Source organism: Actinopolyspora mortivallis DSM 44261 (assembly GCF_000384035.1).
Lineage (GTDB): Bacteria > Actinomycetota > Actinomycetes > Mycobacteriales > Pseudonocardiaceae > Actinopolyspora > Actinopolyspora mortivallis.
This window is the reverse complement of record NZ_KB913024.1, coordinates 2,935,021-2,956,858: the sequence shown is the minus strand read 5'-3', so window position 1 is coordinate 2,956,858 and position 21,838 is coordinate 2,935,021. Positions and strand designations below refer to the sequence as shown.

20 protein-coding genes and 1 riboswitch are annotated in these 21,838 nt (G+C 67.9%); of the genes, 5 read left to right on the top strand and 15 right to left on the bottom strand.

What is annotated here, in order from left to right; all coding sequences use genetic code 11:
• Positions 1–31: 31 nt before the first annotated feature.
• The 13 genes from ACTMO_RS21100 to ACTMO_RS0113900 form a co-directional block, all read right to left on the bottom strand.
• Positions 32–898, bottom strand: a complete 867-nt coding sequence (locus ACTMO_RS21100) for a phosphatase PAP2 family protein (protein ID WP_019855308.1) — start codon at positions 896–898, stop codon at positions 32–34.
• Positions 899–1,244: 346 nt separating this feature from the next.
• Positions 1,245–2,072, bottom strand: a complete 828-nt coding sequence (locus ACTMO_RS0113945; RefSeq protein WP_019855307.1) for a hypothetical protein — start codon at positions 2,070–2,072, stop codon at positions 1,245–1,247.
• Complete coding sequence (locus ACTMO_RS0113940; RefSeq protein WP_019855306.1) at positions 2,072–2,974, bottom strand: ABC transporter ATP-binding protein; 903 nt, start codon at positions 2,972–2,974, stop codon at positions 2,072–2,074. Before ACTMO_RS0113940 ends, ACTMO_RS0113945 begins: the two co-directional genes overlap by 1 nt.
• 13 nt (positions 2,975–2,987) lie before the next feature.
• Positions 2,988–3,743, bottom strand: a complete 756-nt coding sequence (locus ACTMO_RS0113935) for a hypothetical protein (RefSeq protein WP_051099079.1) — start codon at positions 3,741–3,743, stop codon at positions 2,988–2,990.
• Between the two features lie 629 nt (positions 3,744–4,372).
• On the bottom strand, positions 4,373–5,167 hold the full coding sequence (locus ACTMO_RS0113930; RefSeq protein WP_019855304.1) for an ESX secretion-associated protein EspG: 795 nt from the start codon (positions 5,165–5,167) through the stop codon (positions 4,373–4,375).
• On the bottom strand, positions 5,167–6,726 hold the full coding sequence (locus ACTMO_RS0113925; RefSeq protein ID WP_019855303.1) for a PPE domain-containing protein: 1,560 nt from the start codon (positions 6,724–6,726) through the stop codon (positions 5,167–5,169). Before ACTMO_RS0113925 ends, ACTMO_RS0113930 begins: the two co-directional genes overlap by 1 nt.
• 21 nt (positions 6,727–6,747) lie before the next feature.
• Positions 6,748–7,275 (bottom strand): DUF3558 family protein, encoded by a 528-nt coding sequence (locus tag ACTMO_RS22990; RefSeq protein WP_157062895.1) that lies wholly within the window; start codon positions 7,273–7,275, stop codon positions 6,748–6,750.
• Positions 7,263–7,670: a hypothetical protein gene (locus ACTMO_RS22465; RefSeq protein WP_245556307.1), complete on the bottom strand. Its 408-nt coding sequence runs from the start codon at positions 7,668–7,670 to the stop codon at positions 7,263–7,265. Before ACTMO_RS22465 ends, ACTMO_RS22990 begins: the two co-directional genes overlap by 13 nt.
• A 323-nt stretch (positions 7,671–7,993) precedes the next feature.
• The gene (locus ACTMO_RS0113920; RefSeq protein WP_019855302.1) at positions 7,994–8,845 is read right to left on the bottom strand and encodes an ABC-2 transporter permease; all 852 of its coding nucleotides are present in this window, start codon (positions 8,843–8,845) and stop codon (positions 7,994–7,996) included.
• Positions 8,845–9,924, bottom strand: a complete 1,080-nt coding sequence (locus ACTMO_RS21095) for an ATP-binding cassette domain-containing protein (protein ID WP_019855301.1) — start codon at positions 9,922–9,924, stop codon at positions 8,845–8,847. Before ACTMO_RS21095 ends, ACTMO_RS0113920 begins: the two co-directional genes overlap by 1 nt.
• A gap of 211 nt (positions 9,925–10,135) precedes the next feature.
• Complete coding sequence (locus ACTMO_RS21090; RefSeq protein WP_157062894.1) at positions 10,136–10,810, bottom strand: hypothetical protein; 675 nt, start codon at positions 10,808–10,810, stop codon at positions 10,136–10,138.
• A 424-nt stretch (positions 10,811–11,234) separates the two neighbouring features.
• On the bottom strand, positions 11,235–12,350 hold the full coding sequence (gene ald, locus ACTMO_RS0113905) for an alanine dehydrogenase (protein WP_019855299.1): 1,116 nt from the start codon (positions 12,348–12,350) through the stop codon (positions 11,235–11,237).
• Positions 12,351–12,621: 271 nt separating this feature from the next.
• Complete coding sequence (locus ACTMO_RS0113900; protein WP_019855298.1) at positions 12,622–14,214, bottom strand: PucR family transcriptional regulator; 1,593 nt, start codon at positions 14,212–14,214, stop codon at positions 12,622–12,624.
• A 184-nt stretch (positions 14,215–14,398) separates the two neighbouring features.
• A riboswitch (glycine riboswitch) is annotated at positions 14,399–14,516 on the top strand.
• A gap of 222 nt (positions 14,517–14,738) precedes the next feature.
• On the opposite strand from ACTMO_RS0113900, the gene gcvH reads away from it, so the two are divergent.
• Both gcvH and ACTMO_RS0113890 read left to right on the top strand, forming a co-directional pair.
• The gene (gene gcvH / locus ACTMO_RS0113895) at positions 14,739–15,110 is read left to right on the top strand and encodes a glycine cleavage system protein GcvH (RefSeq protein WP_019855297.1); all 372 of its coding nucleotides are present in this window, start codon (positions 14,739–14,741) and stop codon (positions 15,108–15,110) included.
• A 189-nt stretch (positions 15,111–15,299) separates the two neighbouring features.
• Positions 15,300–16,655 (top strand): L-serine ammonia-lyase, encoded by a 1,356-nt coding sequence (locus ACTMO_RS0113890; RefSeq protein WP_019855296.1) that lies wholly within the window; start codon positions 15,300–15,302, stop codon positions 16,653–16,655.
• A 94-nt stretch (positions 16,656–16,749) separates the two neighbouring features.
• Here the strand turns inward: ACTMO_RS0113890 and ACTMO_RS0113885 are convergent, their stop codons facing one another.
• Together ACTMO_RS0113885 and ACTMO_RS0113880 are read right to left on the bottom strand one after the other, a co-directional pair.
• The gene (locus ACTMO_RS0113885; RefSeq protein WP_026449233.1) at positions 16,750–17,196 is read right to left on the bottom strand and encodes an SSI family serine proteinase inhibitor; all 447 of its coding nucleotides are present in this window, start codon (positions 17,194–17,196) and stop codon (positions 16,750–16,752) included.
• A 162-nt stretch (positions 17,197–17,358) separates the two neighbouring features.
• On the bottom strand, positions 17,359–18,087 hold the full coding sequence (locus tag ACTMO_RS0113880) for a MerR family transcriptional regulator (protein WP_019855294.1): 729 nt from the start codon (positions 18,085–18,087) through the stop codon (positions 17,359–17,361).
• Between the two features lie 104 nt (positions 18,088–18,191).
• On the opposite strand from ACTMO_RS0113880, the gene ACTMO_RS0113875 reads away from it, so the two are divergent.
• The 3 genes from ACTMO_RS0113875 to ACTMO_RS0113865 all read left to right on the top strand — a co-directional run bounded on the left by ACTMO_RS0113875 (position 18,192) and on the right by ACTMO_RS0113865 (position 21,834).
• Complete coding sequence (locus ACTMO_RS0113875) at positions 18,192–19,388, top strand: CaiB/BaiF CoA transferase family protein (protein WP_051099307.1); 1,197 nt, start codon at positions 18,192–18,194, stop codon at positions 19,386–19,388.
• A gap of 5 nt (positions 19,389–19,393) precedes the next feature.
• Complete coding sequence (locus ACTMO_RS0113870) at positions 19,394–20,542, top strand: acyl-CoA dehydrogenase family protein (RefSeq protein ID WP_019855292.1); 1,149 nt, start codon at positions 19,394–19,396, stop codon at positions 20,540–20,542.
• Positions 20,543–20,682: 140 nt separating this feature from the next.
• Complete coding sequence (locus ACTMO_RS0113865) at positions 20,683–21,834, top strand: alkaline phosphatase family protein (RefSeq protein WP_019855291.1); 1,152 nt, start codon at positions 20,683–20,685, stop codon at positions 21,832–21,834.
• Positions 21,835–21,838: the final 4 nt, after the last annotated feature.

The following is a 21,838-nucleotide window of genomic DNA, read 5'->3' as shown; positions in this document are numbered from 1 at the left end:
CGAAGCCGCGCTCCCGGTGAGAGTCGAGGCCCTACCGGCTCGTTCGGTTGGCGGTGGGGAGGGGCCGTGTCTGCGCACCACGGCGGCGCGCCGACACCGTGTCAGCGTGTGCTGTTCGAGCAGGCCCGTGCCCTCGGTCGGAGGTTCCGCGGAAGTCGATGGGCTGGGTCGGTAAGTCGATGGGCTGCGTCGGCGGCTCCGGGGAGGACTCCCCAGCGCGGTGTTCGGGTCGAGCGCCGCTGGCCAGCAGCTTCCCCAACCTCGGGGTCTCCCGCAGTTTCTCGACAGCTCGTGTCGTCGGGAGCACACCGAGCAGCATCACCAGCGACACCACACTCGCCCCGACCAGGAAGCCGACCGCCACGTCGTGCGGAAAGTGCGCTCCCACGAACACACGGGACGCCGCGGCCGTGATCCCCACCAGCAGTGCCGGAACGCCGAGCCCGCGCCAGACGAACACGATCCCGACGGCTGTGGCACCCGCGACGGCGGAGTGGTTGCTGGGGAAGGACCAGTCCCCGACAGGGTCACAAGCCGCGATCGTGTTGATGTCCGACAACAACCGGCACGGCCGTCCCACCTCGAACAGTTCCTTGAGGGTGTTGTTGGTGAGGTAGGCCGCGATCATGCCCAGTGGCGCCAGCAGCGCGAACGCCATTCCGCGCGCGGGCAGCCCCCGTGCCCGCCACATGCCCCAGGCGAGGACGGCGGTCATGACGAACAGTGAGCCGTCGGTGAACAGCATCGCCAGCAGGTGCACGAACTCCGGTGTCGAGTTCGCGAACCCGATGATGTCGAGGTACCACTCGGCGCTGATGTCCGGAACGTCCTCGACGCCCGAGATCGCCTGGTTCGTCGTCAACGTGGTCAGCCCGTCTGCTGGGGCCGTCTCGTCCATGCCGTCCGTCCTCGTCGGGAGTCGTCCTTGGCGGGATCGCCGGAACCGCTCGGAGAACGGTGAGCGTGCCACCGTGGGAGGGGGTGATCCCGGCTCGGTTCGGGTGCTCGCTCGGCACGTGCGTGAGGGTCGTCGGTACCGAAGCGATCTGTTCACACAGCGTACCGTCGGGCGCTTCCCGCCGTTCACCCCGAGGTGATCTCCGCTTCGGGCGAGACCGACTTGCCGGGCGGCGGATCCGCGAGTCGGACGGAGCGGCCTCGGCCCGTAGGAGGTCCGTGTCGTCCTTCCGAACCCACGTCCAAGGCCGTTCAGCGCGGACGGCCGGGGTCCGCCTACTCCGCGTTCAGCTCGGTGCGGCCAGCAGCGCGGCGTTACGACGGGGGCGGCGCAGCAGCCACCCGCACAACCCGCCCCACACCAGCAGGTTCACGGCGAGTTTCACCGCCAGCACGGTGCCGCTCGGGGCGTAGAGCACAGGGTAGGCCGTGAGCACCAGGAAGGGATCGCCCAGCTCGACCCAGCGCAGCCCGATGCCGGTCGAGGTGAGCGGCACCTGGACCAGCAGGGCTCCGGCGATCAGCAGGGTGGCCGTCCGCTGGTTCCGCAGCCCGTTGACGACCGCGGCCGTCAGCAGCCCGGTCAGCACCAGCGCGGCCCAGTCGAGCAGCAGCGCCAGCAGCACGAAGCCAAGTCCCGGCTGGATCACCGGGTCCAGTCCTTCCACGGCCTCGGCGGTGAGCAGCGGGCTCCGCGGACCCGAACCGAACTGGTAGGTCATGTGGACCAACAGCAGCAGCCAGGCCGCGAGGAAGGCCGTGGCGGTGAGCACCACGGAACCGATCACCGAGGTGATCCAGCGGTTGTGACCGAGCACCAGCTGTGCGTGGGTGTGCAGGCCGTTCGAGCGGGAAGCCGCCTGCGTGACCGCCGTCAGCAGTCCGTAGCAGACCACCAGTTCCATCGCCAGGGTTCGCGGCTCCAGCGAGGACAGCACGATCCAGTCCCCGTAGGTCGCCTCCTGCGGAAGGCCTGCCGGCGTGGAGCTGGTGCCGACGAAGAACCAGGCCAGCAGGATCACCGGGGTGGCCCAGCGCAGCGCGGGCAGTGTGGCCAGCATCACCGCCAGCCGCGCGGTGCCGCCGTGGCCTCCCGCCTTCGGGTGTCGTGGCATCACCAGCTGTCCAATCCACGGAAGGGTTGTTCGATGTCGCGGCCCAGGTCCTCCACGTTCTCCAGCGGCAGCTGTGCCCGCGAGAGCAGCGCCAGCAGTTCGTGCAGCGGCGCGGACCGCTCGGCCAACACCCCGATGTAGGGATCGATCCGGTGTGTCCAGTCGTGTTCCTTCAGCACCGTGGCGGCGGCGTGCCGGGTGTCTTCCGGGGCTTCCGTCTCGCCCGCGAAGCGCAGCCGCCACCACCGGGGGCTGTCCTCGGGCCAGCGGGTGACGACCTCACCGCCGGAGATGTAGACGATCTCGTCGCTCATCTCGTCGACGTCGGCGATCGAATGGCTGCTGAAGATCACCCCGGTTCCGGCCCGTGCCCGCTCGCCGATCAGCTCCTTGAGCCGGATGATCCCGGCGGGGTCGAGCCCGTTGCCGGGTTCGTCGAGCACCAGTACCTCGGGATCGCCCAGCAGCGCCCGCGCCAGGCACAACCGGCGTCGCATTCCCAGCGAGTAGGTGCCGACCCGCTTGCGCGCCGCCTGGCGCATCCCCACCGCGTCGAGGCACTCGTCCACCTCCTTCGACGTGACGCCGCCCAACATCCCGGCCCACTGGTCGAGGTTGCGGCGTCCGGAGACGCTGTTGATCAGTCCGTCCTGGTCGAGCACCGCGCCGAAGCTGGGCCGTGTGCCTCTTCCCGCGGTGTGGTGGTGCAGTTGGCCCGCGCTCGGTTCGATCAGCCCGAGCAGCGTGGCCAGCAGTGTGGTCTTGCCCGCTCCGTTGGGGCCGACGATGCCCACGGTCCGGCCACTTCGGACGGTAAGGTCGATGTCGCGGACCGCCCAGTGGTGGCCGAAGCGTTTGCCCAGTTTCTCGGTTTCCAGCAGTGCCCGGTTCGGGGTTTCCATGTGATTGTGCGACCTAGCGTTCGGCTCGGGGGGCGAGTAGGGCGATGACGGTGATCAGCGTCGCGTCGACGAGCAGCCACAGCGCGGGGCCGATCGTCCAGTTCAGCGGGTTGTGCGGGAAGAGTATGGCTCCCTGCCCGGGGGTGAGCATCAGGTTCGGAGGAGTGAGTCCGAGCTCTTCACCCCCGACCGCGCCGAGCAGCACCGCCAGCGGCGCGCAGACCAGCGCGACCAGCCGGGGTGTGCGGTAGACGGCGAGCAGGTGCGCCACCAGCAGCACGCCCACCGAGACCAGGCAGCACCACAGCAGCATGACCAGGTCCACGACCGGTCCCATGGCGTGCATCCCGGGCCACAGCAGCACGCTTTCGTCGACGGTGCGCAGCGGGTAGACGAACAGCGCCAGCACGTCGACGAAGACCACCATCGTGGCGGTCGTCGCCACCGCCCGACCCGCCGCCACGCGTACCGAGCCGAGCACGTGCTCGCGCGGCCCGACTCCCGCGATCCGCAGGTACTGGCTGCGTCCGGTCTCCTGGTCGGTCACGAACACCGGCGCGGCGGCCAGCACTCCGACGAACAGCGCGAGGATCACGGGAATCGGATCCGAGTGCGCGAAGTAGCCGATCGCGGCTTCCTTCAGCGAGATCCGGTGCTGCAGTTCCACGACGAACAGCGCGATCCCCAGCAGCAGCCCGGCACCGATGTTCACCAACGGTTGGCCGGGCCAGTACCCGGCCGAACCGTCGCGTCTTGCGACGAGATTCATAGTGGGAATAATCTAGCACAGTCGATCAGACAAGGTGAACCGAGAACTTCGCGTGCGTTTCGAACAGCCAAGAATCGGCGTTTCCGTATATTTTGACCTTCTTGGCCCCGGTTTCCGGGTTGGTCCAGAGGGCTCGACTCATCTGTCCAGATTTCAATAATCTACAGTCTCCGAATTCGGAGCCATTCGTGTTAAGACGCAGGCAAAATCCGGCCGGGTCTTCGGATTCGTGCAGATATATTTGCACTGACTGCTTTATGTGTACGGTTATCGTTGTGCAGTATTGCGCACCGCCTGAAGTCCTCTCTTCGGTTTTGGGGCGAGCGTTACTCAGAAGAGTCCCTGCTCTTTTCTTTCTTTGGCCTTCTGGCAGGCCTCCAGAAACTGGAGTGGTGTCACCTTACGCAAATCTACGCGTTCACCCCGACGCGGATACTCTCTTCCCGTTCCACAAGTTGGAGCTGACCGTCTACCGGAGATACGACACCAACGAGAGCTAACGAGATCGTCTTCGGCTTCACCGAGCAGTGACCACGCCCGACGGTGGTGTTCCGGGCGCGGCGGTCCCCAGCGGTTCGGCGGCGTTCTCGGAGCCGCGCCACCGGAGAAGGGGACCGTCCTCGATCCCTTCAACCGTGGGTCAGCGCGTCGAGCTGTTCGGCCAGGTAGCCGGCGAGGCGTCGTTTGTCGGCCCCCGCGAAGGTGTTCCACTCGGCGCCGTCGTTGTTGCGTCGGGTGGTGACGCTGTAGCGACCGCTGTCGGTGTCGCGCCAGCCGACAGGGGGCATACGGACGGTTTCGCCGCTGTCATTCCGTCCGCTGACGAAGAAGTACCCGATGCGGTGGGTGGGTTGGGTGAGGATGTGTCGGGCGGCGCGCGTGTCCCGTCCGCCACGGCGCGCGGTGGCGGTGGTCTCGACGGTGGACAACCAGCTTTCGTCGTCCCGGTCGGGTTCCTCGTTGTGCCACCCGCCGCCGTCCGAGGCGTGGATGGTGGCGGCCTCCAACTTGCCCGCCGCCACCTCGGGCAGCAGGTCGGCGCTGAGTCTGGCGAGCCCGCGTGGGTCGACGAACGTGAGGCGCAGGTTGTCGGGATACTGCACGGCCCGCACCCCGGTATGACCGGAGACCGCCGTGCGGGCACGGAAAACCTCCTCGGTGGCGGTCTCCACATAGGTCACGGCGATCTCGACACGGGGTGTGTGCAGCAACCGCAGTGCCGCTTCGAGGTCCTGGTCCGGTTCCTCGCCGTCGAGTAGCCCTCGCCGGGACAGTTCGGCGTACACCTCGGAACGGACACCACTTCGCTCGTCGGTGGTCGAGCCGTGGTGGTCGAACTCGAACGGGAACCGGCGGAGGTTGATCGCCAGCTCCTCGGCGAGGACGTCGACGGCTTTGGTCGAGAGCGTGAACGATCTCGGCATCAGTGGCCGCCGCCCTCCTCGTCGGGCCGTGCTCCGAGGACCGGGGGAGCCACGCGGGGCAGCCCGAGGTCGTCGCCGATCTCGTCGCTGTCGAGCACGTACTTGCGCTCGTGTTCCTCGTCTTCGGCATCGTTGGAGTTGGTGCCTGCTCCGGCGCCCACGGGCATACGCCCGAGGCCCCGGTTGGAGTTCGACGGGACGGCAGCGCCGGATGCCGAGGACGTCGGAGAAGCGGGAGTGGGTCCCACCCCGGCACGTCCGCCGGGACCGAGCGGGTTCGCTCCCGAGCCGGTCCCGGAACCACCAGCGCGGCCGGGAGCGTAACCGCCCGTACGGCCGGGTGTATACCCACCGGTGCCGCCGCCCCCGCGACCGGCTCCGGGCACGGTGCCTCCCGGAGGTACGGGAGCCCAGCGGCCGTTGTAGGGGTTCTGACGCATCCACTGTCCGGTGCGTGGGTCCTGGCGATACAGCGTGCCGTCCGGCCCGCGCACCACCCCGGGCCGCGAACCGCCCGTGTTGTCCGGAGAGTTCCACGACGGCGTGGTGGTGGACGGTTGGTTCGCCGAGGAGACGGGAGGCTGCCCCGTGCTCGGGCCGGAGGCCGCCGGGGTGACCGTGCCCGCGCCGGTTCCGGCGGAATGGGTGCCGGCCGGGATGCCGCCGCCGACCGGGTCGGAATAGCCGCCGCTCGCGGCGAAACCGTTTCCCGTGCCGCTGCCGGCGCCCGTTTCGGTGCTGCCCACACCGGTGGGGACCGCTCCGGGGGAGTCGTCGTCGGGGGATTCCGGGGGAGGGGCGAACCGCGGGGTTTTCTCGGCGGTTTCGCCGAAACTCCGCTCCATGGTGCCCATCACCCGGGCGGCCTCCTGATGGGCCCGCTGTGCCTGCTCGGCCTTCTCGCGGATTTCGTTGGCCCGCTGCACCGCCGTGAAGGGGTTGGGATTGGACGCCAGGTCCAGCAGCTCGGACTTGAGGTCGAACTCCGGATCCTCGGGCATGGAGTTACGGGCCTGTTCACCTGCCTCGGCCTGCATCCCGATCTGGTTGGCCGTCAACTGGGCGGCCTGCCCGGAATGTCCCATGTGGTTGGAGAGCGTAGTGACCCGGGCCCGCATCGCGTCCCCGGCGTCGCCGGTCCAGGTCCGCTCCGTCCTGGCGGCGGCCTGGCGGAGCCGCTCGGCGAAGTCGATGAGTTTGGCGCCGTGGTCGTTGTAGACACGGCCGACCTCATGGACCTGGTTCGGATCGAAGTCCTCCCGCACGAACCGAGCCAGTTCCTTGTGCGGAAAGGCCTCGTACCTGGTGCAGCCCAGATCTGCGGGACGTTGCCTCATCCGCATCTCAGCGGTAACCGATTCGGCCTGCTGCCGGACATACTGCCGCGCCGCCTGATCGGCTTTGACCTGCGCCCGTACCCTGTCCACCGCATCCGTGAGAAAACCGAAAGCGCCCGTGTCCTGCTGGCCCGACCCGGAACCGTAGTGCTGCCGATAGGCTTCTTCCTCCTTGTCGGCCACGTACTCGTAGCTGTGGTAGTCGTCCTCCCTCTCGGACACCCTGAATCCCCCTCGGCGTGTTCAGTTTTCCGATATGTTTTTTTCGACCATCGGAGCCACGTTTCTGACAAGGTCGCATGATTCGGTGTCATTGTTGCCCACGGCGTCGATCGTCACGGTCTCCGCGCTGTTCGCCGGTATGGCCGCCGTGCAGGATCCTTCCGATATTCCCGTGGCGATGACTCCTTCTTTTTGGTTGATTTTGAATGTTTTCTTCTCTCCCGAGGAGAGATTTATTTCTTTTATCGACTTGTCGGCGTGGAAAGTGACACTCAGGGCTCCTTCTGGCAAGTTCCAACGACATGACTTGGCATTACCTATTTCCTTGGGCGTTCCGGTGTCCTGTGTCCTGATGTCGTGTTCTTGTTCTCTGGTCAGGGACTCGCATGGAAGCATGCTTGACAAGGACGTTTTTTCGATCGAATCTCCCGGAGGGTTCATGTTCTCCGGTGCTTTTCGCCCGTCCGGGCCGCCACAGGAGGCCAGTATTGTCAGGCTGATTCCGCTGACGGCCGTTGTGAATATCGCTTTTCGGTTCAAGGTGGGCATGAGTCTGATCGTGCGCTTCCTTCGATTTTTGTTGCACTGTTTTCGTCGATGTCCTGGTACAGTCTGATTCCTTTTCTGATCGCTTCCACGGTTTTGGGTGCGTTTTTTCTTATTTTTATTATCAGGCGATCGTAAGATTCGTTGTCGCCGGAGGCCACTTTTTGGTTGAAATCTGCTATACTCTTGCCTGCGGGGCTGTGACCGAGAGGCGTTCTCTGCCTGAGTGTGATGAGGTCGAGTTGCGCGTTTTCCGCCCACTCTTCCAAATCCTGGAAGATCTCGATGAGTTCGTTCCCCGCGTCGGGGGTGATGGTGAACTCGCCTTGGTCGGCGGCGGTGATGATGCCCCGCATGGCATCGTTGGTCGACGACAGGTTCCCGGTCAGCTCGTGCATGTCGGCCACGGTGACGTGTCCCCCACGTTCGTGTAATCGTTCGACCGCGCCGATAGTAGAGGCGGTAGTGTGGGGAGTCAACAGATCTTGGGGACGAAACAACTTTTGGGTCAGGGTTCCTCCTTTTCGGGGGAGTCGACCCTGGGTGTATGAACAGATATCACATTTCGTGTTCGAAGTCGGATTTTTTCGTTCGACCGAAAGGAGGAGTAGAAAAACCGCCGAACGGTGGTGTGCGGCACGTTCGTCAATCACCGAACGGAGCGGAGCACGGCGGAACATCCCCGTCGGAACCTCCGGAAAGGGGATGTCCCGCCGGTGAGTCAGAGGATGTCGCGTTTGGCGGTGGCCAACCAGCCACCGGCCACGAACACCGCCGCGTAGCCGACGAACACGAGCAGGCTCCCCCACCACGGGAAGCCGTAGCTGCCACCGAAGGCCGAGTGCAGCAGCTGGAACGCCGTCTTCGAAACGAAGGGTTCCCGGGCCCCGGCCACGTCCGAGATGAACATCGGTACCGAGACGTTGCCGACGATGCCGCTGGAGGCCTCTCCCGGAAGGTAGTCGGTCAGCCAGCTCACCGGAGTCTGGGTGAGCGCTGAGGAGGCCATTCCCTCGAACACCAGCAGGTAGCCGAGGATGATCAGCACGGCGGCCACCGAGTTGGTGACCAACGCTCCCAGACCGATGCCCACCAGGGTCCACAGCACCATGGACAGCAGCCCGGCTCCGCCGACCATCAGCCACTGCGGGAGTTCGCCGAAACCGTCCGCCCCCAGTCCGACCAGACCGCCGAGGGAGGAGCACAGCGCGTTCACGAGTCCGTAGAGCAGCGCCACGTTGGTGTAGGCGATCAGCTTCGCCCCCAGCACCGCCCCACGGGGGTTGGCCGTGAGGAACGTGGTGGTCACCGTCTTCTGGCGGTACTCCCCGGTCACGGCCAGTGCCCCGAGCAGCACGGCGAACACGGTGACGTTGTTCGTGGACAACGACATGGTCAGCAGCCCGGTGGGCAGCTTCTGGCCCCTGGTCATCTCCAGGACGAGGTCCGTCTGGCCGAGTGCGGCCCCTCCCCAGCCCGCCAGGAAGCTCAGCACGGCCACCGGGAGCAGTAACGCCCACCACAGGTGGGTGGTGAAGATCTTGCGGAACTCAGCCTTGACCAGCCCGTTCATCAGGCATTACCCCCGTGTCCACCGTTGTCGTCCTGTCCGTGCCGGTGCTGCTCCGCGGACGTTCGTTGATAGCCCTGTCCCAGCCCCGGAGGGTCTCCTCCGGGCCCGGAGTGTCCGCTCGGAGCCCACGGGTCGGCGTTCGGCGGTGGGTGCGCGGGACCGGTCGGTACTCCGCCGGTGTACTGGCCGCTGGTGAGTTGGAAGAAGATCTGTTCGAGATCCAGGTTCTCGTCCTGCATCTCCTGCACCGCCACTCCGGCGCGCAGCGCCAGGTCGGCGACCCTGCCGGAGTCCGTGCCCGGGATCACCAGTCGGCCGTCCGGCAGGTACTCGGCGGTCATTCCCTCCTGGTTGAGCAGCGTGACCAGTGCGGCCGGGTCCGAAACGCGCGTGAGCACCCGGGAGTGCTGACCGGCGCGCAGTTGTTCCAGGCCCCCGTTGTACACGCACCGGCCGCGACTGACGATCACGACGTTGTCCACGGTGTGTTCCATCTCGCGGAGCAGGTGGCTGGAGACCAGCACCGTGCGTCCCGTGGAGGCGAAGGACTTCAGAAAACCGCGTAACCAGGCGATGCCCTCCGGGTCCAGCCCGTTGGCCGGTTCGTCCAGGATCAGGATGCCCGGATCGCCGAGCAGCGCGGTGGCCAGGGCCAGCCGCTGGCGCATGCCGAGGGAGAAACCGCCCGTCTTGCGGGTGGCCGCGCTGCTCAGCCCCACCAGCTCCAGCACCCGGTCGGCCTGTTGGTCCGGCAGGTTCAGCGCCGCCGTGTAGCAACGCAGATGAGTGCGTGCGGTCTGGCCGGAGTGGAATCCCTGCGAGTCCAGTACCGCCCCCACCACCGTGGCCGGGTTCGGCAACCGGGAGAAGGGCTGCCCGTTGACGTAGGCGGCTCCGGACGTGGGCCGGATCAGCCCCAGGACCATGCGCAGGGTGGTCGTCTTTCCCGAGCCGTTCGGTCCGAGGAAGCCGGTCACCGAGCCCGGTTCCACCGAGAAGTTGAGGTTGTGGACCGCCTCGATCGGTCCGAAGCTCTTGTGCAGCCCCTGGACCAGGATGCGGCCGCTGCCGTCGTGCACTCGTCCCCTCCAGATCGCGGAATGTGCCGGCGTCCGTGCGTTCGCGTGGGTGATGGAGTGTCCGGAACGGGACGCCAACCACATCCTGCCTCATGTGGTGGGTTCCGGGGGGCGGTGTCGGGACGAGCCCCCGCGACGGGCCGGTCACGGGGGCCCGGGAAGCCGGGCAGGGTACGAGACTTCCGCCCGGTTCGTCGCGGCCAGCGAGGGGTCATCCCCGGCGGGGACGCCGGAGTGTGTGTTCGGCCACTCCGGCACGGTGGATCCGGCTGTGGTTCGTCTCCAGGTGGCCCCCCAGCGGTGGCAGGGAGGCGGTGAGCTCTCCGTGCGCGGGGGACGGATCCTTCCGGAGTGAGAGCTCCCCGGTGTCCCAGTGTCCCGGGGCGTGTACTCCGCTGGACACGATGGTTTCCCGCACCACCGGAACGGAGGGGATCGGGGCGCGGGGGCGTGGTTGGTCGTCGCGGGAGCCGCCTCGGCGTCGGGCGGGGGTTTCCGGTGTGGACCGCGTTCCTTCGGGGAGCTCGTCGACGAGTTCGGTGTAGGCGGTGCTCCACACCCCGCACGGCCAACGGCGTCCCCGCAGTCCGCCCGGGCAGACCCGGCACCGTCCGTGGGCGTCGGGAAGGTGCTCCTCCAACAGGGCACGCAGCCCTTCGGTCAACCGGTGCAGTTCCGTCCGGGCGAGTGCGAGCACCTGGTCGGACTCGCCCTGTTCCGCGATGTGTTCGAGCCGGTTCAGTCCTTCGACGGCCGAGGAGGGGGATCTGGTGTGTTCCTGGGGCGCGGGGAACCCGGCGCTCGGGATCCGGAAGGGGGAGGTGCTTTCGGTGCGGTGTTCCGTGCTCGCGCGACGGTGCTGCGATCGGTTCGGGTCGGGGTGCATCGGGGTCCTTCGGTCCGGGGTGTTGTTCGTGGCCGTGCTTCCGGGCGGGCGGGAACCGCTCGGCGAACCGGTGGTTTCCCCGTCCATCCGGAACGTGCGTCCGAGGACCGGTATCGACACTAATATGTAAAAGCTTCAGATTTTGCTCGTTTTTTCACTCTTAGGAGTGAGTCGAGAACGCGGGAGTAGCCGAACTCCGAGAAAATCGGAGAACATCCGTTGTTATCCCTTCGGTAACCCGGAGGGTGTGTTCTACACTGGGGTCGGCGGCCAGCTCCCGGTGACCCCCAGGCTGGTTGAGCAGGCCGCCCCTACGTGCGGGGCCCCGTGGCCGGTCGACCGGCCACGGGGCCCCGTTCCGTGTGCTCCCCGTCTGCCCACCGCGCGGAACCGTTCCCGGCGGGTGGACCCACCGGCAGGACGGTCAGTCGAGCACGCCGCTCACGTCACTGAACGACAGACCGTGGGCAGTGGCCACGGGCTCGTTGAACAACATCCCGTCGTGCGTGTTCAGTCCCCGCGCGAGTGCCTCGTCCTCCCGGCACGCGGTGTGCCAGCCCTTCTCGGCGATCCGCAGCGCGTAGGGCATGGTCACGTTGGTCAACGCGTGGGTGGAGGTGTTCGGGACGGCGCCGGGCATGTTGGCCACGCAGTAGAAGACCGAGTCGTGCACCCGGTAGGTCGGCTCGTCGTGGGTGGTGGGACGCGAGTCCGCGAAGCATCCTCCCTGGTCGATGGCGATGTCCACCAGTACGCTGCCCGGCTTCATGTGGGAGACCAGCTCGTTGGAGACGAGCTTGGGCGCCTTGGCACCCGGGATCAGCACGGCGCCGATGACCAGGTCGGCGTTGCGCACCGCCTGCTCGACGCTGTAGCGGTTCGAGGTGACGGTGCGGATCCTGCCCTCGAACTCGCGGTCTATCTCCCGGAGCTTGTCCACGTTCGTGTCCAGCAGTTCGATGTCCGCGCCCATGCCGAGCGCCACGCGGGCCGCGTTGAGTCCGGCCACACCACCGCCGATGACCACCACACGCGCCGGGGGAACACCGGGTACCCCACCGGGCAGCATCCCGCGCCCGCCGCTCGGCCGCATCAACGAGTACGCCCCCACCTGCGGGGCGAGTCTGCCCGCGACCTCGCTCATCGGGGCCAGCAGCGGCAGCTTCCCCTCGGAGTTCTGCACCGTCTCGTAGGCGATACCGGTCACCCCCGAGTCGAGCAGCGCGTTGGTGAGCTGGGCGGAGGCCGCCAGGTGCAGGTAGGTGAACAACACCTGGTCCCGCCGCAGGCGGGGGTACTCCTCGGCGATCGGTTCCTTGACCTTGAGTACCAGCTCGCCCTCCCCCCAGACGTCCTCGGCGGTGGGCAGCACCTTGGCTCCGGCCGCGAGGAAATCCTCGTCCGGGATGGAGGAACCCAGGCCCGCACCCGTCTCCACGAAAACCTCGTGGCCCCGGCTGACGAACTCGTGTACCCCGGCGGGGGTGAGTGCCACACGGTACTCGTTGTTCTTGATTTCGCGGGGTACGGCGATCTGCACGGTCTTTCCTTTCCTCGCACACCTGTCTCGAACCTGCTCGGGTGATCGCCGAACCGGCCGGACGTCGCCGGAAGGAGTTCGTCTCCCGGGCGGGGAACCGGCGGGTTGCGGAGTCGTCAGGCAGGAACGGAGTTCGTGCGCACCACGATGCGCCGTCAGCGGACGCGGCGCATCGTTCCCATGGAATGAGATTGCCCGGAAGATGTTGTGGCGACGGCACAAAGGGCTTTTCGGCGAAGTGCTCGTCGCGACCGCAAGTCCCCGTGGGGTCTCAGGACCGGCCGTGCGGGTTCCACAGTTCGCTCAACAGCTGCACCAGCAGCGCCGCACGGACCTCGGCGTCGTCGAGATCGACGTCGACGAGGTCGTTCAACCGCTTCATCCGGTACCGGAAGGTGTTGGGATGCACCCGCAGCTCCCGACTGGCCGTTCTGGGATCCCCCGGATGCCGCAGCCAGGAGTACAGCGTGTTCAGGTACTCGGTTCCGTGGTTGCGGTCGTGCTCGCGCAACACCCCCAACGGACCCAGGTCCCCGATCCCGGCGTCCGCGGAGGCGCCCGCCATCCTGGTGAGCACGAGCGGATGCCAGAGGTCCTCGTAAACCGCCACCTCCCGGTCGACCAGGCCCGCCCGCAACAGCCCGAGCACCTCGTCCGCTCCTCCGCGCGAGGTGGGGAGCTCGGCAACGGCCACCGCCGTTCCGGCCGCCACCAGCGGACGCGAGGTCTCCGGAACCAGTTCGTGTATGTGGGCCAGCAGCGCCTCGCGGAGGGCGGGCCAACCCCCCGGGCCGGTGCGGTCCGGCACCACCGCGTACAGCACTCCTCCCGACTCGGCGACCAGCGGACGGTGACCGACTCCCCGCGTGATCCACTCCCACACGGCGAGGCGGTGCCCCTCGTCCATACCGTCTCCGGCCCGCACGTCGATCGCCACCACCCGGTGCGGTTCCGCCCGCACCCCCAACTCGTTCGCCGCGGACCGCCAGCCCTCCGCCCCCTCCAGCAGGAGCCGCACCAGCCGGGCGGAACGCTGTCGCTCGGAGTCGGTCAACATCCTGTGCCGCAGCAGCTGGAGGGCGACCAGCGCGGCCGTGTCGGCGAAGGCGGAGGCCCGCTGCTCGGAGACCTCACCGGTGACCACGGCCCACATGGACCCGAGCAGTTCACCCCCCATGCGGATGGGAACGACCAGACGGGGCAGCGTCCCGTCGGGCTGTTCGGGGACGTAGATCGCCGATCCGCCCTTGGTCAGCTGTCGGAACGTCCCCCTGGCCCGGAACTTCGCGAGCACGTCCTCCGGTTGGCCACGTCCCATGATCGTGGAGATCCGGGCGGGGTCGGCCAGATCCTGTCGGGCGGAGTAGGCCAGTACCCGGGAATGCGCGTCCTCGATGGTCACCGGGGCGTCGACCATCTCGGCCACCGCGTCGGCCAACCGGAACAGGTCCCCCGAGCCGGAGGAGCCCAGCCGGGGTGGTTCGGAGGCGGAGTCCGGTACCTCGGTTCCGGCCAGGGCGGCACGCAGCAGCCAGACGAGCTGGGCCCAGGCTGTTCCGCCGCGCACCTCGACCAGGCCCACCCAGTGGCGTTCGGCCGCCTGACACACGGCCTCCGCCGTGCACAGCGGAGGCTTGAGCAGCACGGCCGCCGCCCCGTGCTCCCCGCAGGCCTCCGTGAGTTCCACCGCCTGTCGCTCGGTGGTGATCCCCACGCCGAGCACCACGTCCCCGGTGGCCACCCCGCGAGGGTCGTCTGGCTCGGCGATGACCACGTCCGCCACGTCGCGCCGGGCCTGTGGGGACGTCACCGGACGCAGCAGCGTGGGGCCCACCCGTTCCACCAGTGCCTGGACGTCGACCATCACCCGCTCCTCGCGTCTGAGCCACGACGGGTTTCCGCGGCCCCGGAACGCGCCGGGACACCGACACCGGTGTCCGTGCTCACACTCTCGGTGGTGATCCGTCCCGCTGTGCGGGGTTGGGGTTGGACACCGTCATCCGCCGGGTTATCGTTGCCGAACACAGCGACAATCGCATATCGGCCGACGACATCGGGCGGGAGAGTCCCGGCGCACCGACGCGGTTTCCGCGGTAGCGTGCCGACCGGGCGCCGAAGGAGCAAAACTCCCCGCAAACTCTCAGGCACCCGTACCGCCCGACCGAGGCAACTCTGGAAAGCGCACCCTTCGGGCGTGCGCACCCACGGTGCAAACCGCAACGGTGCGGTGAAGCTCTCAGGTTCCGCAACAGAGGGGGAGGCCGCCAAGTACGCGGATACGGTACTGCCGGACGCCCGTCGCGACGGGGGTCGGCGCGGTGTTGATCGCGTGACGGTGGCGACGTGCCATCGAGAACCGTGTCCAAACGACAGTGATGGAGCCTCCCCATGAGCCTGCCCACGGACCTCAAGTACACCGAGGAACACGAGTGGCTCGCCGAACGCGGCGAGGTCGTGCGCGTCGGCGTCACGCCGTACGCGGCCAACGCGCTCGGTGACATCGTCTATGTGGACCTCCCCCAGGAGGGCCAGGAGATCACCGCCGGTGAGGCCTGTGGTGAGCTGGAGTCCACCAAGTCCGTCAGCGACCTGTACGCCCCGGCCAGCGGTGAGGTCACCGCGGTCAACCAGGCGGTGGTCGACGCGCCGGAGCAGATCAACGCTGATCCCTTCGGGGAGGGGTGGCTGTTCGAGATGCGCGTCAGTGAGTACGGCTCGTTGCTCGATTCGGGGCAGTACGCCGAACTGACCGGTGAGTGACCGGGGCTGTTCGCCGAAACGTCCACAGGCGGGCGCGGAGCCGGACTCCGGCCCGGGCCGCTCGTGGATCCGGAAGTGAACACCTGACAGGGTCCTGCCGGTCCTGAAGGAAATCCCGGTGGGGTGGGGAGCCGACGCGGTTTCCCGCCCCGCCGGAACCGAACTCGATACGCGAAGAAGAGACGATCAATGGCGATCAGTGTCTTCGATCTTTTCTCGGTGGGGATCGGCCCGTCCAGTTCACACACCGTGGGTCCGATGCGTGCCGCCGCGCGCTTCGTGGAGCGGCTGCGCGGGCAGAACCTGTTGGAGCGTGTCACGCGCGTGCGTGCCGAGCTGTTCGGCTCGCTCGGCGCCACCGGACACGGTCACGGCAGCCCCAAGGCGGTGCTGCTGGGGCTGGAGGGGCATCGCCCGGAGACGGTCGATCCGATCGCGGTCTCCGGCAGGGTCGACGAGATCCGCGCCGAGGGACGACTGTCGTTGGACGGCACCCACGAGATCCGCTTCGACTCCGACGAGGACCTCGTGATGTACCGGCGGGAGACCTTGCCCGTCCATCCCAACGGGATGCGTTTCACCGCCTCCTCCGGGGACGGGACCTCGCTGTGCACGGCGGTGTACTACTCGGTCGGTGGGGGGTTCGTCGTCGACGAGGAGGCGACCGGCACCGATCGGATCAAGCAGGACGCCACCGAGCTGGCCCACCCGTTCCGCACCGGGGCGGAACTGTTGCGACGCTGTGCCGAGTCGGGCAAGTCGGTCAGCGACCTGATGTGGACCAACGAGCTCGCCTGGCGGGACGAGCAGCGGGTCGCCGACGAGCTGTTGGGGATCTGGCACGTCATGCGCGAGTGTGTGCACAACGGGTGCAACAGCACCGGTTCGCTGCCGGGTGGGTTGAACGTGCGGCGCCGTGCCTACGAACTCCGGTCCAAGCTCGGCGACTTCGACGATCCCATGGAGTGGGTGACGGTGTACGCCCTCGCCGTGAACGAGGAGAACGCCGCCGGTGGCCGGGTCGTCACCGCTCCGACGAACGGGGCGGCGGGCATCGTTCCCGCCGTGCTGCACTACTACATGCGGTTCCTGCCCGGAGCCAGTGGCTCGGGGGTGGTGCGCTTCCTCCTCGCCGCCGGGGCGGTGGGGGTGTTGTTCAAGGAGAACGCCTCGATCTCCGGTGCGGAGGTGGGGTGCCAGGGCGAGGTCGGATCGGCCTGTTCCATGGCCGCCGCCGGTTTGGCCGAGGTGCTCGGGGGCACTCCGGAACAGGTGGAGAACGCCGCGGAGATCGCCATGGAGCACAACCTGGGACTGACCTGCGACCCGATCGGAGGTTTGGTGCAGATCCCGTGCATCGAACGCAACGCCGTGGCCGCGGTGAAGGCGATCACCGCGGCGAGGATGGCCCTGCGGGGAGACGGCAGCCACTTCGTGTCGTTGGACAAGGTCATCGCGACCATGCGTGCCACCGGCGACGACATGAAGGACAAGTACAAGGAGACCGCGCGCGGCGGGTTGGCCGTCAACGTGATCGAGTGCTGACCGGGGAACCAACCGCGGTCGGAACCTGATCTCGGACCGCGCCCGTGGGAACCACGGGCGCGGTCCGCGCATCCCTCGGTGAGGGCTCATCCGTTCAGAGGGCGAAAACCTTCCCGGTGTAGGCACGCATCTCGCAGGCGTTGGAGTACGTCTGGCTGTAGCGCACGGGACTGTTCTTCCAGGTGCCGGTGGCCGTGACGGTCACCGGGCGGTACACCAGCGGGCACATCGGTTTCGCCTTGCCCGCGCGCAGGGACTCGAACTCGCCGTGGACGGCGGCGAGTTGCTCACAGGCCACGGTGGCTCGTGGGTGGGTGCCACCGGCCGGGTCGCAGCGCAGTATCGCCGCTTTGGAGTCCTTCGTGCGGTCTCCCGGTGTCACCCGCAGGTCGAGCATGCTTATCTCGGGCCGGGTGGTCGCCGTGTCCTCCGGTGACTCCGGTGGAGTCGCCGCCGCCCGCGGAGCGAGCGGGACGAGCGCGGTGGCCAACACGGCTGCCGCCGCGACTAAGGATCGGCTGACGATCCGAGAAACGCCCATGTCGGGTTTCCCTCCGTACGATCGGGACTGACTCCAACATGGTTACCCGGCGGACGGGGTCGAACGCCGCAATCACGCCGCAAGATCACCGGATCGGGTTTCCCCTGTTCGAGGGGGCCGCCGGGATCGTGAGGCCGGTGTGGACCGGAGGGCCGCCCAGACTCAGACGTGGTTGCGGATCACCTCGTTGACCGCCCGTTGGAAACCGTTGACCAGCACCTGGATCGTCAACGGACGCAGCTGGTCGGCGGTCGCGCGGATCCGTTCCCGTTCCTCCTCCGGACGACCCCGTTCCATGTAGGGCCGCAGCACGTTCGCCGCGAAGAGCTCGCGCAGTTCCTCGGCCATCCTGGTGGTGTGCTGCTCCACGAGTTCCTTGGCCCGCAGCAGCATGTCCGGTGGCAGGTCGAGCTCGATGATGCGCAGGCCCACGCTCAGCATGGAGGCGCTGGTAAGCCGGAACTCCTCCTGCCGCCCCGCTTCCCGCTGGGGCTCCTCCAGGATCCCCAGGGTGAACAGCTGTTCGATCTCGGCGTCCTCCAGTGCGCGCCCGGCGCGTCGGTCCAGTTCGTGCCGGTCGAGGTGTTCGGCCTGGTCGTCCGTCCAGGGAGCCAGCAGGGCGCGCTGGAGCGCGAGTTCCTCGGGGGCCGCGTCGGAGGGCAGACGTTCCAGGTGGCGTTCTATGGCGTTGAGGGTGAAACCGAGGTTCTGCAGCTCGCGGATGAGTTCCAGGCGGGCCAGATGGTCAGCTCCGTACAGCCCCACCCGGCCACGCAGTCGTGGCGGGGGGAGCAGACCGCGGGACGCGTAGAAGCGCACCGTTCGCACGGTGACTCCCGATCTGGAGGCCAGCTCGTCGATCGTGAGTTCTTCGTCTGCTGTTCGGAGCATGTCCCGCAGGATACTACTTGACCAATGTGACACCAGGAGTGTAACACTAACCGCGTCGAAATAAGGGTGTCCGGGGTCACGCACGTGTGAAGGAAGGTGTCGAGGTGGCGAGTTCGACGGATGGCTCCACCACGGAATCGACGGGGCGGACGGGGGGCTCCGGGCCGCTGGCGGGAGTGCGGGTGGTCGAACTGGCCGGGCTGGGTCCCGCTCCGTTCTGCGCCATGCTGTTGGCCGACCTGGGGGCCGAGGTCGTCCGGGTGGAACGTCCCACCGAGCCCGCGGGGCGGCAGGACCTGCTCAACCGGGGAAAACGCTCGATGCTGGTCGACCTCAAGCACGAACACGGACCGTCGGCCCTGCTCGCCCTCGTCGAACGAGCCGACGTGCTGCTGGAGGGGTTCCGTCCCGGGGTGGCCGAACGCCTGGGGCTCGGCCCCCAGGAGTGTTTCGCGCGCAATCCCGCTCTGGTCTACGGGCGGATGACCGGCTGGGGCCAGGACGGGCCGTTGGCGGAGACCGCGGGCCACGACATCGACTACATCGCCCTCAGCGGCGCGCTCCACGCCAGCGGCAGGGCGGGGGGACCCCCGAGTTTCCCGGCGAACCTGCTGGGGGACTTCGGCGGCGGAGCGATGTACCTCGCCGTGGGTGTGCTGTCCGCGCTGCTGCGTGTCCGGTCGGGAGGGGGCGGCCAGGTGGTGGACGCGTCCGTCGTGGACGGAACGGCCCACCTGGCCACCATGCTCTACGGCATGGTGGCCACGGGGGGCTGGACCACCGAGCGCGGGACCAACCTGCTCGACGGCGGTGCCCCCTTCTACGACGTGTACCCCACTTCGGACGGCGAGTACGTGGCCGTGGGGGCACTGGAGCCCAGGTTCTACGCGGAACTGGTGGACAGGCTCGGACTCGCGGAGCGGCTGCCGGACCGGGACGATCCGGCCAACTGGCCCGAGATCCGCGCGCGGCTGGCCGAGACCTTCGCGAGCGGGACACGGGAGTACTGGACCGAGGTGTTCGACGGCACCGACGCGTGCGTCAGCCCGGTGCTGTCCATGACCGAGGCGGCCGAACATCCGCACGTGCGTGCCAGGGGCACGCTCGTGCGCACCGAGGACGTGGTGCAGCCCGCCGCAGCGCCACGTTTCTCCGCGACACCCAACCCGCATCCCGGAGCCGTGCCGGAGGCGGGGGCGGACACCGCCGGAGTGTTGCACGCATGGGGCGTGGCCGGCAGGGAGGAACTGCTGCGGTCCGGCGCCCTGCACGGCGATCTCGACAGTCGACGGGAGATGTGAGACGGATGCGCAGGGAAATATTCAACGAGGACCACGAGGCGTTCCGCGAGACCTGCCGTACCTTCATCGCCAGAGAGCTGGTGCCCCACCAGCGGGAGTGGGAGGAAGCGGGGATCGTCAGCCGGCGGGCCTGGCGCAGGGCCGGGGAGCAGGGGCTGCTCGGCACCGCCGTCGAGGAGCGCTTCGGCGGTGGGGGTGTCGACGACTTCCGGTTCAACGCCGTGCTGGACGAGGAACTGGTCGCCGCCGGGGTGACCGGTTTCGGGGCGCCGGTGCACAACGACATCAACGTGCCCTACCTGACCAAGCTGGCCACCGAGGAGCAGAAACGGCGTTGGCTGCCGGGTTTCTGCACGGGTGAGACCATCACGGCCATCGCGATGACCGAGCCCGGAGCCGGCAGTGACCTGCAGGGGATCCGGACCACCGCCGTACGTGACGGTGACGAGTACGTGCTGAACGGGCAGAAGACCTTCATCAGCAACGGCATCAACGCCGACCTGGTCATCGTGGTCGCCCGGACGAACCCCGACCCGGAGGTGGGCCACGAGGGCATCAGCCTGCTGGTCGTCGACAGCGACAGCCCGGGTTTCGAACGGGGCCGCAACCTGGAGAAGATCGGACAGAAGTCCCAGGACACCGCGGAGCTGTTCTTCAACGACGTCCGTGTTCCCGCCGCCAATCTGCTCGGGGAGGAGGGCCAGGGGTTCATCTACCTGATGCGGAACCTGCCGCAGGAACGGCTGTCCATCGCGGTCGCCTCTGCCGCCGGGGCCGCCAAGGCCCTGGAGATGACCAAGGAGTACTGCGCGGAACGCACGGCCTTCGGCAGGCCGATCGGCAAGTTCCAGAACACGCGGTTCGAACTCGCCGAGATCGCCACCGAGGTGGAGATCGGTCGGGTCTTCGTCGACCGTTGCATCAGCGAGCACGTTCACGGTGAACTGAGTATCGAGCACGCCGCCATGGCCAAGTGGTGGGTGACCGAGATGAACAAGCGCGTGGTGGACAGGTGTCTGCAGCTGCACGGAGGGTACGGTTACATGCTCGAGTACCCGATAGCGAAGGCCTTCCTGGACACGAGGGTGCAGACTATCTACGGGGGGACGACGGAGATCATGAAGGAGATCGTGGGCAGGCAGCTGGGCTTCTAGCGGGGGAGAGCCCGGTCGTTCACCGTGCTCGGAGGTGACCGCTCGTACCGCCCCGGAGGGAGTTCCGGGGCGGGAACGCCTCAGGGGAAGTGTTTCCGTGCTGCCGGAAGTCCCGTCGCGGAAGCCGGAAGGTTGACAGGATGGACTGGATCGTCGCCCCGGGCGATGCCGAGTGGCGGTTGGCCGAGGTGCTTCCCTCGGCACTGGGGGCCATGGGGGTCTCCGGATTCACCGACACCATCGGACTCCCTTCCTGCGGCAGTGCCGCTGTGTTGCTGGTGGACGGTCTGGGGTGGCGGTTACTGCGGGAGCACGCCACGGACGCGCCGCTGCTCGCCTCCCTGGACACCGGAACTCCCGGCGCCGCCGGTTTTCCGACGACCACGGCCACGAGCATCACCTCGCTGGGTACGGGGTGTCCCTCCGGTAGCCACGGAATCGTCGGCTATTCCTTCGCCGAGCCGGGGGGAGGGCTGTTGCGTCCGCTCTCCTGGACGGGCAAGGACGGTTCCGGGGCGGGTGGGAGCCTGCTGGAGCGCTGGCCGCCGGAGGAGGTCCAGCCGAACGATCCGGTGCCCGAACGCGCGCGTGCCCACGGGGTGGACACCAGGATCGTCGTTCCGGCCGAGTTCGGAGGGACCGGGCTCACCCGGGCCGCCCTGCGTGGGGGGACGTTCCGGGGGATCCGTGCGCTGGGTGATCTCGCCGCCGAGATCTCGGCGGCGCTCACCGCCCCCTCGCCCGTGCTGTGCTACGGCTACCACGGACAGCTGGACATGCTGGGCCACGTGCACGGGCCGGGCTCGCTGCCCTGGCGGATGCAACTGCGTCAGGTGGACACCCTGGTGCGCTCGCTCGTCGAGCGTCTGCCGCGCGGATCCGTCCTGCTCGTAGTGGCCGACCACGGCATGGTCGACGTGGTTCCGGAACTGTCCCTGGACATCGACGCGGAGCCCGAGCTGCTCACCGGAGTACGGCTGGTGGGTGGGGAGGCGCGGGTCCGGCACGTCTACACCGAACCGGGTGCCACGGAGCGGGTGCGTGTCGCGTGGGCCGAGCGGCTGGGAACGGACGGTCTCGTGGTCACCGCCGAGGAGGCCGTCGCCGCCGGTTGGTTCGGTGCGCGGCCCACCGACGAGGTGCGAAGCAGGGTGGGTGACGTGATCGCACTGGCACGTCACAATGGAATGGTCCGTTCACGCTCCGAGCCGAACGAGGCGGCTCTTCTCGGCCAGCACGGTTCGTTGACGGCCGAGGAACAGTACGTTCCCATGCTGCTCGCACAGGGGTGAGAGG

Coding starts and splice junctions, on each gene's coding strand:
- ACTMO_RS22990 (WP_157062895.1), bottom strand. CDS start 7,275: ATGCCCACCTTGAACCGAAAAGCGATATTCACAACGGCCGTCAGCGGA.
- ACTMO_RS0113930 (WP_019855304.1), bottom strand. CDS start 5,167: ATGCCGAGATCGTTCACGCTCTCGACCAAAGCCGTCGACGTCCTCGCC.
- ACTMO_RS0113935 (WP_051099079.1), bottom strand. CDS start 3,743: ATGAATCTCGTCGCAAGACGCGACGGTTCGGCCGGGTACTGGCCCGGC.
- ACTMO_RS0113940 (WP_019855306.1), bottom strand. CDS start 2,974: ATGGAAACCCCGAACCGGGCACTGCTGGAAACCGAGAAACTGGGCAAA.
- ACTMO_RS0113880 (WP_019855294.1), bottom strand. CDS start 18,087: ATGCTCCGAACAGCAGACGAAGAACTCACGATCGACGAGCTGGCCTCC.
- ACTMO_RS0113920 (WP_019855302.1), bottom strand. CDS start 8,845: ATGAACGGGCTGGTCAAGGCTGAGTTCCGCAAGATCTTCACCACCCAC.
- gcvH (WP_019855297.1), top strand. CDS start 14,739: ATGAGCCTGCCCACGGACCTCAAGTACACCGAGGAACACGAGTGGCTC.
- ACTMO_RS21090 (WP_157062894.1), bottom strand. CDS start 10,810: ATGCACCCCGACCCGAACCGATCGCAGCACCGTCGCGCGAGCACGGAA.
- ACTMO_RS21100 (WP_019855308.1), bottom strand. CDS start 898: ATGGACGAGACGGCCCCAGCAGACGGGCTGACCACGTTGACGACGAAC.
- ACTMO_RS0113885 (WP_026449233.1), bottom strand. CDS start 17,196: ATGGGCGTTTCTCGGATCGTCAGCCGATCCTTAGTCGCGGCGGCAGCC.
- ACTMO_RS22465 (WP_245556307.1), bottom strand. CDS start 7,670: ATGCACGAGCTGACCGGGAACCTGTCGTCGACCAACGATGCCATGCGG.
- ACTMO_RS0113865 (WP_019855291.1), top strand. CDS start 20,683: ATGGACTGGATCGTCGCCCCGGGCGATGCCGAGTGGCGGTTGGCCGAG.
- ACTMO_RS0113890 (WP_019855296.1), top strand. CDS start 15,300: ATGGCGATCAGTGTCTTCGATCTTTTCTCGGTGGGGATCGGCCCGTCC.
- ACTMO_RS0113945 (WP_019855307.1), bottom strand. CDS start 2,072: ATGCCACGACACCCGAAGGCGGGAGGCCACGGCGGCACCGCGCGGCTG.
- ACTMO_RS0113900 (WP_019855298.1), bottom strand. CDS start 14,214: ATGGTCGACGTCCAGGCACTGGTGGAACGGGTGGGCCCCACGCTGCTG.
- ACTMO_RS0113870 (WP_019855292.1), top strand. CDS start 19,394: ATGCGCAGGGAAATATTCAACGAGGACCACGAGGCGTTCCGCGAGACC.